The sequence below is a fragment of the Nostocoides sp. HKS02 genome (assembly GCF_009707485.1).
In the GTDB taxonomy this organism is placed as follows: domain Bacteria; phylum Actinomycetota; class Actinomycetes; order Actinomycetales; family Dermatophilaceae; genus Pedococcus.
Window position 1 is genome coordinate 1,502,760 of sequence record NZ_CP046121.1, and the last position, 11,703, is coordinate 1,514,462.

The following is an 11,703-nucleotide window of genomic DNA, read 5'->3' on the forward strand; positions in this document are numbered from 1 at the left end:
CGCTATCGACCGGTCGTGATCGAGTCGTCGGTGACTCCCCGCTCGCGGCGCCGTTCGAGACGTTCGCGTTGCGGTGCCACGGTGTAGCGCGGGTCCTTGGCGGACTCCATGCCCGCCTCGAAGATCCCGAACCGCGTGCACACCGAGCCGGCCATCAGCGCCAGACCACTGAGGACCGCGGCGGTGCGGTGGCGACCGAGCACGGCTCCCCCGGCCGCACCGGCGACCGTGAGCGCCCGGCTGGCCTTCAGCAAGGTGCCGGCGTGGCCGGTCTTGAGCGGTTCGGCGAGCGTCTCGCCAAGGCTGCGCTCGAGACGGTCCATGGCCGCCAGCTCCAGCGCAGCCCCGGCCACGGCCATCCGACGGGCCGGTCCGGTCTGCTCCGGCGGTGCGGTGACCAGGGCGAGCCCGGCGGCTGCTGCGCTGGCCGAACCGACGAACACGAACGGCAGCTCGCGATAGGACTCGTGCCAAGTGGGCGTGGCCGTGTCGGCCAGCAGCACCGCCGTGTATGCCGCGAGCGGCGCGGCCAGCAGCGCCGACCCCGCGGACGCGGCCGGGTCGACGAACCTCAGCGCACCGGCCAGCGCGGAGTCGTCGTCGAGCAGCTCGCGGCTCGCCTCGGACGCCACAGCCAGTCCGGCAAACGCGCCGAAGCCCGTGAGGATCCAGCTGCCCACCGACATCGGCGAGGTGAGCTTGACCGTGCGCATCATGTTGAGGGCACGCGCGGGTTTGCCGAGGTCGCGCACCAGCGCGAGGCCACCCGCGGTGAGGGCCGCCAGCGCGGCATACCGGCTGTTGCGGCGCAGCACCGGCAGCCGGCGCGCTGCCCCACCCGCACCGAGCAGCGCGGACCCTGCGGCCAGCCCACCGAGGAAGATGTAGGCCGGGATGTCGGCCTCCCACGGCGCGGGTTTGACCACGGGCCGGCCGTAGTAGCTGTCGAACTTCACGTCCGGCACCATCATCGACTCGTCGCGGCGGCGGCCACCGTCGCGACCACCATCGCGGCGTTCGGCCCGACGCTCGGCCCGGCTGCGCTCGGGCGGGCGGTCGGAGTCGAGGGGGTTGGTGGTCATCGCCGGCGGCCTCCGAGGAACGAGCCCGCGGCAAGGACGAGCATCGCCAGCCCAGCCAGGCCGGCCTTGCGATACATGTCGGGCAGGGCGGCAGTGGTGACCCGGGGGTCCGGTGGCAGGCCGTAGACCTCGGGCTCGTCGAGCAGCAGGAAGACCGACCCGGTGCCGCCGACGCCGTCATTCTCGTTCGCGCCGTACAGCCGCGCCTCGGGGTAGCCCTGGTCGTGGAGCTGGGCCACCCGCTCGTGGGCTTCGGCTTGCATGTCGGCGAGGTCACCGAACCGGATCGAGGTGGTCGGGCACGCCTGCGCACAGGCTGGCGTCTGGTCGTGGCCGATCCGGTCGTAGCAGAGCGTGCACTTCTGGGCGGCGCCGGCGTTGGTGACCGTGTCGTCGCCGGGGCGGCGCTCGATGACGCCGAACGGGCACGCCGGGACGCAGTACCCGCAGCCGTTGCAGACGTCGTCCTGGACCACCACCGTGCCGAACTCGGTGCGGAACAAGGCCCCCGTCGGGCAGACGTCGAGACAGGCCGCGTGGGTGCAGTGCTTGCACACGTCGGACGACATCAGCCAGCGGAAGTCGGGCATCTGGTCCTCGGCGAACGCCTTCGCGACGGAGTCCACGTCGGACCCCACACCCGAGCCGACCTCGGCGTCGACCTCGGTGCGCAGAGCCGGCATACCGAGGTCGATGAGGCGGCGCCCGGACTCGCGCGCCGCCGCGATCCGGTCGCCGTCCTGCTCGATGAACGCGACGTGGCGCCAGGTGCTCGCTCCGAGCGCGCCCGTGTTGTCATAGGAGGACCCGAGCAGGTCGAGGCCGTCCTCGGGGATGGCGTTCCACTCCTTGCAGGCCACCTCGCAGGCCTTGCAGCCGATGCAGATCGAGGTGTCGGTGAAGAAGCCCTTGCGTGCGCTGTCGCCGGTCCAGCCCGCGTCCGTCGCAGGGTCGGTCGGACCGGAGAGCTGGTTGTTCCAGAAGCTCATCGGTCGCGCCCCTCGTCCTGGTGGTCGTTGGTGTGGTCGTCATTGGTGTGGTCGTCATTGGTGTGGTCGTCATTGGTGTGGTCGGTGGCCAGCTCGTTGCCGGTCTGGACGGTAGTACCCGACCGTGACTGGTACTCGGCAACCAGCCGTAGGACGTCCTCACCGCGCGGCCGTCGACCGGGCTGGATGTCGCACGAGCCGACCTTGGACTCCTGGATCTGGACGTTGGGGTCCAGGGCGACACCGAGCAGGTCGTTCGCCGCGTCGCCGGAGACGATCGCGTCGCTGCCGACGCCCCAGTGGTACGGCAGCCCGATCTGGTGGATGGTGCGCCCGTTGATGACCAGCGGCGTCATCCGCTCGGTGACCAGGACCCTCGCCTCGATCGCCGACCGCGCGGAGACGAGCGTCGCCCACCCGCCGTTCTCGAGGCCCCGCTCCTGGGCGAGCTCTGGGCTCACCTCGCAGAAGAACTCGGGCTGGAGCTCGGCGAGGTAGGGCAGCCATCGGGACATGCCACCGGCCGTGTGGTGCTCGGTGAGCCGGTACGTCGTGAACACGTAGGGGTAGACCTCGGCGCCAGGACTCGTGCCCGACGGGCTCCAGAGGTTGTCCTTGCGGGGGAACACGACCCGCGTCGGGCTGGACTGCTGGGCGTAGAGGGGGTTCTGGACCGGGGACTCCTGCGGCTCGTAGTGGGTCGGCAGCGGTCCGTCGACCAGGCCCTTGGGCGCGAACAACCAGCCCTTGCCGTCGGCCTGCATGACGAACGGGTCGTCACCGGCCAGGCCGTCCGGGCCGCCCGTGCCCGGTGGCGGTCGGTGGTCGGGGCGCGTGGCCACCGGGAAGTCCGGGACGTCCTTGCCGGTCCACGTCGCCTTCTCCTCGTCCCACCACACGTAGGCCTTGCGCTCGCTCCACGGCTTGCCGGCCGGGTCAGCCGACGCGCGGTTGTAGAGGATCCGGCGGTTCATCGGCCACGCCCAACCCCAGTCAGGCGCCACCTCGGACTGCTCGCGCCCCGGGACTCGGCTCGCCGCGCGGTTGACCCCGCCGGCGAAGACCCCGGCGTAGATCCAGCACCCACCGGTGGTCGAGCCATCGGCCCGCATGGCCAGGTAGTTGTCGAGCGGCTTGCCGGCATCGTCGCCGCTGAGGTGGACCCCGTTGATCTCACGCAGGACGGCCTCGGCGTCGATCTCGCCGGACGGTTCGAGTGGGTAGTCCCAGGTCAGGTCGAGCAGCGGTCGGTCGCGGGGGTCGGTGGAGTCCTTGAGCTTTTCGCGGATGCGCTGGCCGAGCAGGTGGAAGAACTCGAGGTCGCTCTGGCAGTCGCCGGGCGGCTCGACCGCCTTGTGGTGCCACTGGAGCAGCCGCTGGGTCTGGGTGAAGCTGCCGGACTTCTCCACGTGCGAGGCGGCCGGGAAGAAGAAGACCTCGGTCTGGATGTCCTCGGTGGCCAGCTCGCCGGTGGCTATCTCGGGGCTGTCCTTCCAGAAGGTGGCTGACTCGATCAGGTTGAGGTCACGAACCACGAGCCACTTCAGGTGGGACAGGCCCAGCCGCTGCATGCGCCCGTGGGCCGAGCCGACGGCCGGGTTCTGGCCCAGCAGGAAGTAGCCCTCGACCTCATCGTCGAGCATCGCCATGACCGTCTGGTAGGTGCCGTGCGGCCCGGTCAGACGTGGGAGGTAGTCGTAGCACCAGTCGTTGTCCGCGCTGGCGTGCTCGCCCCACCACGACTTGAGCAGGCTCACGGCATACGCGTCGGCGTTGGCCCAGAAGCCCTTCTGCTCCTTGCTCGCGATCGCCTCGAGGTACTGCGCCCAGGTGTCGTGGCTGCCGGCCATTGGCATGGCGAGGTAACCGGGGAGGATGTTGTAGAGCGTCGGGATGTCGGTCGAGCCCTGGATGCTGGCATGGCCGCGCAGCGCCATGATGCCGCCGCCGGGACGACCGACGTTGCCCAGGAGCAGCTGCAGGATCGCGGAGGTGCGGATGAACTGGGCACCGAGCGTGTGCTGGGTCCAGCCCACGGAGTAGACCCAGGACGTGGTGCGGTCCCGGCCGCTGTTCTCGGTGATGGCCCTGGCGACGTAGTCGAAGTCGTCGACGGAGATGCCGCAGACCTGCGCGACCATCTCGGGGGTGTACCGGGCGTAGTGCCGCTTGAGGATCTGGAAGACCGTCTGCGGGTCCTGGAGCGTCTCGTCGCGCAGCACCCGGGCGTGCTCCAGCGCCGGGCCCCCGGAGCCGTGCTGGTCACCGGCGGAGTGTGCGGACTTCTGGCTGCCGTGCTGCTGCTCGGCGCCGGCGTCGCCCACTACGGTCCGCTTGCCGTCGCCGTCGCCGTCGCCGTCGCCGTCGCCGTCGCCGTCGCCGTCGCCGTCGCCGCCATCGTCGGCGGTCGCGTAGGACCACGACGTCTGGTCGTAGCCACCCTTGTCATGGTCGTAGCCGGAGAAGAGCCCGTCGAGGTCCTCGGTGTCCTGGAAGTCCGTGCTGATCAGCGTGGCGGCGTTGGTGTACGCCACGACGTAGTCCTTGAAGTAGAGCTCGTTGGTCAGGACGTGGTTGACCAGGGCACCGAGGAAGACGACGTCGCTGCCGGCCCGGATCGGCAGGTGCTTGTCAGCGCTGGCCGAGGTGCGGGTGAACCGCGGGTCGATGTGGATGACCTTGGCACCCTTGCGCCGCGCCTCGACCACCCACTGGAAGCCGACCGGGTGGCACTCGGCCATGTTCGACCCCTGGATGACGATGCAGTCAGCGTTGGCGAGGTCCTGGAGGTACTGGGTGGCGCCTCCGCGCCCGAACGAGGCCCCCAAACTGGGGACCGTGGCGGAGTGTCAAATACGCGCCTGGTTCTCGATCTGGATCGCGCCCGCCGCGGTGAACAGCTTCTTGATGAGGTAGTTCTCCTCGTTGTCGAGGGTCGCTCCCCCGAGCGAGGCGATGGCCATGGTGCGGCGCAGCGACCTGCCCTTGGCATCGTGGTCCTGCCAGCCGCGGCGGCGGCTCTCGACGAAGCGGTCGGCGACCATGTCGAGCGCGGTGTCCCGGTCGAGGGACTCCCACTGGGTGCCCCCGGGGCGGCGGTAGAGCATGGCGGTCTGGCGGCCGGGGTGGTTGACCAGCTGCTCGCTGGCGGAGCCCTTGGGGCACAGCCGGCCACGGGAGATCGGCGAGTCCGGATCGCCCTCGATCTGGACGACCTTCTCGTCCTTGACGAACACGCGCTGCCCGCAGCCCACCGCGCAGTAGGGGCAGATGCTCTGCACGACCCGGTCAGCAGTGCTCGTGCGCGGGGTCAGCTCCTCGGTATGCCGCGAAGTGACCGCCGGACCGCGGCCCAGGAGATCTCCCGACCGGACTTGGCGGACGACCGGCCACGAGAGAAAGGCCTTCCTGGCGTCCACGCGGAACCTCCCTGCCTGCTGATCAGCGATGTTGCTGTCAACCTGCCACAACTCGCGGGCCGGTGCACGCCCGGCAGGCAGGCCGGCAGCCAAGCCCGGCGGCGGTTGGCTCAGCAGCCGTTCAGCGTCGTTCAGGGGCGTTCAGGGGCCGGCTCAGCCGACGGCGGGAATGAGCAGGCTCTGCCCGGCGTGGATCTCGGAGCTGGTCAGGTCGTTGGCGACCTGGATGCGAGCGACGGCGTCGGCGACCGGCAGGCCGGGCAGCTGCTGAGCCGCGATCTGGGAGAGCGTCTGGCCACCCTGAACCGTCGTCGAGTGGTCGATCACCGTGGCCGAGGCGCCGCCGGAGAGCAGGGCGATGGTGGCGGCCACGAGGACGACGAGCACCAGGGACGTGATGGCGAGGCGGCCCGCGCGGGTGAGGCGCAGTGGCGCGCCGGGCACCGCCACGGCGTCGCTGCCGCAGGGCACGGAGACCAGGTGCGGCCGGGCCACCCGGCTCGGCACACGCAGGGGGGCGGGGGCGACGTCCCAGGCAACTGCTGCACTCATCGGTTCCTCCATCTGACGGCTCTTCGAACGAGTGTGCGAAAAGCGCTCTGCCTGATTTCTAGCACGCATGTTCGAAAGGTTCAAGACACGCGTCGAACACATGTTTGGCAACTCTGTTCGAACGCCATACGCTGTGGTCACGCCTCAGATCAGATCAGAGGCCACCGACAGCCCCACCTGCACCACCCGCCACAGGCACCTGACCTGCAGAAACGAGGAGCGCGATGAGCGAGGACAACGTCAAGGAGCTTCCCGACCGCGACCGCGGTGACGGGCTGACGGTGCGCCAGCGCCGGGTCCTCGAGGTGATCCGCAACTCGGTCGACCGCCGCGGCTACCCGCCCAGCCTGCGCGAGATCGGCGAGGCCGTCGGCCTCACCTCACCCAGCTCCGTCGCCCACCAGCTGTCGACGCTCGAGCGCAAGGGCTTCCTGCGCCGCGACCCCAACCGGCCCCGCGCGATCGAGGTCGTCTCCCCCGATGCCACCGCCGAGACGCGCGGCTACCGCGGCGGCGCGAGCGCCGAGGACGAGACGGCGACGTTCGACGAGACCGGCCTGGGCGACGCCCGTCCCGAGGCGTCCTACGTCCCTGTGCTGGGCCGGATCGCGGCCGGCGTGCCGATCATGGCCGAGGAGTCCGTCGAGGACGTGTTCCCGCTGCCCCGTCAGCTCGTTGGCGAGGGCCAGCTCTTCCTGCTCAAGGTCGTGGGTGACTCGATGGTCGAGGCGGCGATCTGTGACGGTGACTGGGTGGTCGTGCGCCAACAGCCGACGGCGGACAACGGCGACATCGTCGCGGCCATGCTCGACAGCGAGGCGACGGTCAAGACGTTCAAGCGCAAGGACGGTCACGTGTGGCTGCTGCCGCACAACCCGGACTTCGAGCCGATCGACGGCGACCACGCCACCATCCTCGGCAAGGTCACGGCGGTGCTCCGCCGGATCTGACGCCCTGACGCCGGCTCAGTGGCCCTGACGCCGGCTCAGTCGCCCAGTGCGTCGAGGTAGTGCGTGATCCGGGTGTTGAAGCGGTCCCCGGCGTCCCCGTCGGCCACGATCTCCCAGAGCTCGTTGTCCTCGGAGCGCAGCGCCCGGTGCAACGCCTTCGTGGCGAACTCCTCGAGCCGCTCGTCGACGTCGAGCGGCTCCTCGTCCAGCCAGCGGGGCACGTTGCGCTCCCCCACGACCGACTCAGGGTCGTCCGAGGCCGCCACGACGACGGCCGCGGCGATCGCCTCCGACATCGTGGACGCCTCGATGTAGTCCGTCGCGCGGATCACCCGCCGAAGAGCCGACTCCACCTTGACGCGGCGCTCCTGCGGGTCGGACTCCTCGAGGTCGTCGAGGAAGTCGAGTGCGTCGTCGTTCTCGAACGGACCGGTCCTGATTCTCGTCGCGCCCATGTCAGCCTCCGAAACTCTCGTCGAGCGTCACCTCACGAGACTGCCAAGCGTTGCGCCGACACGCCAGACCTAGCCGCCCGAAGCCATCCGTTGGTACCACGCGGTGTCGACATAACGGCCGAACTTGTGCCCCACCTCCCGGAGCACCCCGATCTGCTCGAAGCCCACGGCCCGGTGCAGCGCCTCACTGGCGTCATTGGGCAACGCCACGACCGCGACCTGGGTGTGCACGTCGGGCCGGGCGTCGAGGCGGGCGAGCAGCTCGGCATATAGGGCGCGCCCGAGTCCACGACGCCGCGCGCCGACCGCGAGGTAGACCGACACCTCTTTGGTGCCGGCGTACGCCGGGCGCGGACGGAACGGCCCGGAGTACGCGTAGCCCAGCACCTCGTCCCCCGCTCGGGCGACGAGCACGATGTCGCTGCCACCCGCCGACGCCAGCTTCTCACCCAGGTATGCCGCCCCACGGGGCTCGGTGTCGAACGTCGCGAGCGAGGTGCCGACCTGCTCGTCGTAGATGGCGGCCATCGTCGGCAGGTCGTCGAGGCCGGCGTCGCGGATGACGATCTCCGGCTCCCCCGCGGCATTGGCGCTCATATCGGCGATGCTAAGGGGATGACCGACCGCCAGCAGATGTGGGACCAGCGATATGCCGCGAGCGCCCGGGTCTGGAGCGCCACCCCCAACGCCGAGGTCGCCCGGATCGTCGGCGGCTGGCCGCCCGGTCGCGCGCTGGACCTCGGTGCCGGCGAGGGCCGTCACGCCGTGTGGCTGGCCGGCCTGCACTGGCGGGTGACCGCGGTCGACTTCTCGGCGGTGGGACTGGCCAAGGGCGACGCCGAGGCGACCCGGCGAGGGGTCGCCGTGGACTGGGTCGTCGCCGACGTGCGTTCGTGGCACCCGCCGGAGCGCACGGCATACGACCTCGTCCTCGCCGCCTACCTGCACCTGTCACAGGACGTCCTGTCGCGCGCCACCTCGTGGCTGGCCCCCGGTGGCGCCCTGGTCGTCGTGGGTCATGCGCTGCGCAACCTCACCGAGGGCGTCGGCGGCCCCTCAGATCCGTCGCTGCTGCATACCCTCGAGCAGCTGCGGTCGGCCGCGGCCGGACTCGAGATCGAGCGGTGCGAAGAGATCGTCCGCCCCACCGACGCCGGCGACGCGATCGACGCGGTGCTCGTGGCTAGGCGCCCAGCCGGCTGACCAGCTCGGTCAGGGTGGCACCCAGCGGCGCGTCGAGCTGCAGCGTCGCGTCGGCGTCGCCACGGGTGGCGCCGCGGGTGATGATGGCCACCGGGATTCCGAGGGCCGCGGCTCGGCGGACGAAGCGATAGCCGCTCATGACCTTGAGGCTCGAGCCGAGGACGAGGATGGCATCGGCCTGCTCGGTGAGCCGAAAACAGTGCTCCACCAACGGTTTCGGCACGGACTCGCCGAAGAACACGACCTCGGGCTTGAGGGTGTCGCGGCCGCAGACGAGACACAGCGGGACGCGGAACGCGGCGACGTCGAGGTCGTTCAGGGCGATGTCGCCGTCGGGGCGGATCTCGTCGCTCGAGACGGTGTATGCCGGGTTGGCTTCGCGCATGCGGGCGTCGAGGTCCCAGCGGGAGGTCCGGTCGCCGCAGGTGAGGCAGACGACCTTGGCGAGCGACCCGTGCAGCTCGGTCACCTCGGTCGTGCCCGCCGACTGGTGGAGGCCGTCGACGTTCTGGGTGATGATGGGGCCGAGGAGCCCAGCCGACTGGAGGCGTGACACCGCCGCGTGGCCGGCGTTGGGGCGGGCCTGGTTGAACCGCTGCCAGCCGACGTAGCTGCGCGCCCAGTACCGCTGCCGGGCCTGCGACGAACCGAGGAACTCGGCGAACTGCATGGGCGTGACCCGCCGGTTGCCGTCCGGCCCCCGATAGTCGGGTATGCCGGACTCGGTCGAGATCCCCGCCCCGGTGAGCGCGAGCACATTGCCGTGCTCGAGGAGCCCCGCGATCGCGGAGAGCTCGTCGGTGCGCGTGTCGGTGCCCTGGGTCACGAAGAAAGGGTACGCGGCCCAGGCGGCTGCTCAGGAGCGGCCGAGGAACAGCCGGCGTGCCGAGTCGGACAGCGCGGCCCCAGCGACCTCGGGGTCGGCAACCGCCGGATGTGGAGGGTCGAGGTCGCTGTCGCGGACGATCAGCTGTGGGGCGTGGGTCCGAACCTGGGCGTCGGCCACGAGGTAGCCGTGACGCTCGAGGATCTGTTGCTCGGCCGTCGAGAAGGCGTCGAGATCGGTGCGAACGGCACTGATGCGCGTCACGGTCTGCGTCGGGTAGCCGCCGTCGATGAGGGTGTCGAGCGCCCACGAGGTGCCGCGCAGGATGCCGCGCGCAAAGCTGGCGTGGAGCCATCGACTGCGCACGGACTGGCCGCCACTGGTGGCGATGGCGAGGATGCGTTGGGTGCGACCGAGCACGGTGCGCTCGGTGCGGGCCCGGAACACGCTGCCCCCGTCACTCACGAGGACCGTCGCGTGGTTCTTCCACACGGGCTCCAATGCGAGGTTGTCGTAGACCCCGCCGTCCGTGAGGCGGATCCGTCGCAGGATGCCGCGGCGCTCGCCCGGCGACTCGACGCCTCGGCGGCCACCCCGCAGGTGCATCGCCTCGCCGTCGAGCACCATCGGACTGAAGAACGGCGGGAACGCGCAGGAGGCGGCCACGGCGTCGGCGCGGCGCAGGTCGCGCGGCCAGGCGGCATACCCCGTGCGGTAGTCGCCCACCCTGCCGCGCGGCGACCGGGCACTAGGCCCCTCGAACACCCAGTCCACGCCGTAGCCGATCTCAGTCGCGCCCGTGATGATCTCTGGCGCGCCGTTGTCGTTGCGGGCCAGAGGATCTGACCACCATGGAAACTGTGAGGCGAGCTCGTCAGCGAGCGCGCGGATGGCCGCGTCGGGAGCTCGCCAGTTGCGCGGCTTGAGCTTGGCGAGGAAGGCAGGGGTGCGGATGTTGCGGGAGGCGAGCTGGCGCAACGGCGTCGCGACGTACTCGTCGAAGCCCACGACCGTGGCGTCGGCTCGGCGGAACTCGAGTCGGGGGTCGGCGAGCAGGTTGGCGAGGATCGAGCCGCCGGACACGCCACTGACGGTCGTCACGGAGGCGAGGATGCCGAGCTCGTTGAGCCGTCGGGTCGCGCCGAGGTGGAAGAGCGCAGCACGGTAGCCGCCGCCTGACAGGCACAGCGCGGTGCCGTGGCGTGCGCCCGCCGGGGTGTCGGGTGGGTCGGCGTCGCTGGTGTGGGCGGTGGCGGTCTCCTCGGGGTTCATGGTCTCCCGATGTAAGCAGACGGCGCGGACACGCGCTCGGTGGTGCGCGGGCCGCGCGCTACTGCTTCACCAGCCGGGCGTGCGCCTGCTTGACCTGGAGCACGGTGATGGGCTCGCCCTGCAGGTCGGCGACCGCTTCGAGGTCAGTCCAGGCGCCGCCGTTCGCGCGGTACTGGGCGCTCAGCCTGGCATCAACCTTGACCTGCGCGGCCTGCAGCGGGCGCCGGTAGGAGTGCCGGACCGAACCGTCCGGGTACCCGCCACCGGGATCGGTGACCGGGCCGCTGCGTGCGCCATCACCGAACGCGAAGTCGTAGGACTGCGCGGCGATCCGGAACTCCACCGACCACGAGAGCAACTGCACCGGCCGGCTGACCTCGCCCGGCTGCAGACCGTCATCGCCGGGCCAGACCGCCTGGTAGAAGGTCGGCAGGTTCACCAGCGTGACGTTGCCGACAGGCTGCACCGACACCCTCGGCTTCGAGAACGGCAGCTGGCGAAACGCCGTCTGGATCTGCCCCAACGACGGAATCCGGGGTGCCGCGACGCCTGCCGGCGCATCACCGAGACCACACATCTCACGGACCAACGCCCATGGCGCGGAGGGGTTGTCGGTGAGGCGGTACTCGAGGCGGTAGAGGTTCTCCCCCGCTCTGGGATCCGATGCCGGGTAACGGAACGTGCACGCCGTCTGCGCGTACGAGCAGTTGGTGGCCTCGCCATCGGGCGTGTCCGAGAGCCGCTTGGGTTGACACGCAAGAACGACCCGGTACTCGTAGCGGCTGGGGCCATGCGCCGCAGCAGCTTCCGAGTGGGCGGGCGGCGGGGCAGGTGCGGACGAGCTGGGATCGATTGAAGTGGTGACGGACTCCAGGGCTTGGACCGAGTCGTTGTCGATGGTGGGTGGACTTGGCGCGGCGCTCGCCGCGCGCGACAAGGGCAGCATCAGGAAAGC

Annotated in this window: 11 protein-coding genes; 2 read left to right on the plus strand and 9 right to left on the minus strand. The window is 70.6% G+C overall.

Annotated features, from left to right (window positions below):
- Positions 1-2: 2 nt before the first annotated feature.
- From nrfD to GKE56_RS07135, 4 genes are all read right to left on the minus strand, one after another.
- A complete protein-coding gene (nrfD, locus tag GKE56_RS07120) occupies positions 3-1,082 on the minus strand; it encodes an NrfD/PsrC family molybdoenzyme membrane anchor subunit (protein ID WP_154683947.1) in 1,080 nt (359 codons plus the stop codon).
- Entirely contained in the window at positions 1,079-2,071 is a 993-nt protein-coding gene (locus GKE56_RS07125; RefSeq protein WP_154683948.1) for a 4Fe-4S dicluster domain-containing protein, read from the minus strand. The genes nrfD and GKE56_RS07125 overlap by 4 nt, the downstream gene beginning before the upstream one ends.
- On the minus strand, positions 2,068-5,490 hold the full coding sequence (fdh, locus tag GKE56_RS07130; RefSeq protein ID WP_154683949.1) for a formate dehydrogenase: 3,423 nt from the start codon (positions 5,488-5,490) through the stop codon (positions 2,068-2,070). The genes GKE56_RS07125 and fdh overlap by 4 nt, the downstream gene beginning before the upstream one ends.
- 153 nt (positions 5,491-5,643) lie before the next feature.
- Complete coding sequence (locus GKE56_RS07135) at positions 5,644-6,042, minus strand: LysM peptidoglycan-binding domain-containing protein (protein WP_195908270.1); 399 nt, start codon at positions 6,040-6,042, stop codon at positions 5,644-5,646.
- Between the two features lie 224 nt (positions 6,043-6,266).
- Here GKE56_RS07135 and lexA point away from each other — a divergent pair, with 224 nt between their 5' ends.
- The gene (gene lexA / locus GKE56_RS07140; protein WP_154683951.1) at positions 6,267-6,992 is read left to right on the plus strand and encodes a transcriptional repressor LexA; all 726 of its coding nucleotides are present in this window, start codon (positions 6,267-6,269) and stop codon (positions 6,990-6,992) included.
- 35 nt (positions 6,993-7,027) lie between these two features.
- Here the strand turns inward: lexA and GKE56_RS07145 are convergent, their stop codons facing one another.
- Positions 7,028-7,447 carry a DUF4259 domain-containing protein gene (locus GKE56_RS07145; RefSeq protein ID WP_154683952.1) on the minus strand — a complete coding sequence of 140 codons (420 nt, stop codon included), beginning with the start codon at positions 7,445-7,447 and terminating at the stop codon, positions 7,028-7,030.
- Positions 7,448-7,516: 69 nt separating this feature from the next.
- Positions 7,517-8,044: a GNAT family N-acetyltransferase gene (locus GKE56_RS07150; protein WP_154683953.1), complete on the minus strand. Its 528-nt coding sequence runs from the start codon at positions 8,042-8,044 to the stop codon at positions 7,517-7,519.
- Between the two features lie 18 nt (positions 8,045-8,062).
- On the opposite strand from GKE56_RS07150, the gene GKE56_RS07155 reads away from it, so the two are divergent.
- Complete coding sequence (locus GKE56_RS07155) at positions 8,063-8,650, plus strand: bifunctional 2-polyprenyl-6-hydroxyphenol methylase/3-demethylubiquinol 3-O-methyltransferase UbiG (RefSeq protein ID WP_154683954.1); 588 nt, start codon at positions 8,063-8,065, stop codon at positions 8,648-8,650.
- Here GKE56_RS07155 and GKE56_RS07160 read toward each other — a convergent pair.
- From GKE56_RS07160 to GKE56_RS07170, 3 genes are read right to left on the minus strand one after another with little or no spacing between them, the layout of a single operon-like run.
- Positions 8,631-9,476 (minus strand): NAD-dependent protein deacetylase, encoded by an 846-nt coding sequence (locus tag GKE56_RS07160; protein ID WP_154683955.1) that lies wholly within the window; start codon positions 9,474-9,476, stop codon positions 8,631-8,633. The genes GKE56_RS07155 and GKE56_RS07160 overlap by 20 nt on opposite strands.
- Before the next feature lie 30 nt (positions 9,477-9,506).
- Positions 9,507-10,748: a patatin-like phospholipase family protein gene (locus GKE56_RS07165; protein WP_154683956.1), complete on the minus strand. Its 1,242-nt coding sequence runs from the start codon at positions 10,746-10,748 to the stop codon at positions 9,507-9,509.
- Positions 10,749-10,806: 58 nt separating this feature from the next.
- Complete coding sequence (locus tag GKE56_RS07170) at positions 10,807-11,694, minus strand: hypothetical protein (protein ID WP_154683957.1); 888 nt, start codon at positions 11,692-11,694, stop codon at positions 10,807-10,809.
- Between the last annotated feature and the right edge of the window lie 9 nt (positions 11,695-11,703).

Coding starts and splice junctions, on each gene's coding strand:
- GKE56_RS07135 (WP_195908270.1), bottom strand. CDS start 6,042: ATGAGTGCAGCAGTTGCCTGGGACGTCGCCCCCGCCCCCCTGCGTGTG.
- GKE56_RS07155 (WP_154683954.1), top strand. CDS start 8,063: ATGACCGACCGCCAGCAGATGTGGGACCAGCGATATGCCGCGAGCGCC.
- lexA (WP_154683951.1), top strand. CDS start 6,267: ATGAGCGAGGACAACGTCAAGGAGCTTCCCGACCGCGACCGCGGTGAC.
- GKE56_RS07170 (WP_154683957.1), bottom strand. CDS start 11,694: ATGCTGCCCTTGTCGCGCGCGGCGAGCGCCGCGCCAAGTCCACCCACC.
- GKE56_RS07125 (WP_154683948.1), bottom strand. CDS start 2,071: ATGAGCTTCTGGAACAACCAGCTCTCCGGTCCGACCGACCCTGCGACG.
- GKE56_RS07165 (WP_154683956.1), bottom strand. CDS start 10,748: ATGAACCCCGAGGAGACCGCCACCGCCCACACCAGCGACGCCGACCCA.
- GKE56_RS07150 (WP_154683953.1), bottom strand. CDS start 8,044: ATGAGCGCCAATGCCGCGGGGGAGCCGGAGATCGTCATCCGCGACGCC.
- GKE56_RS07145 (WP_154683952.1), bottom strand. CDS start 7,447: ATGGGCGCGACGAGAATCAGGACCGGTCCGTTCGAGAACGACGACGCA.
- nrfD (WP_154683947.1), bottom strand. CDS start 1,082: ATGACCACCAACCCCCTCGACTCCGACCGCCCGCCCGAGCGCAGCCGG.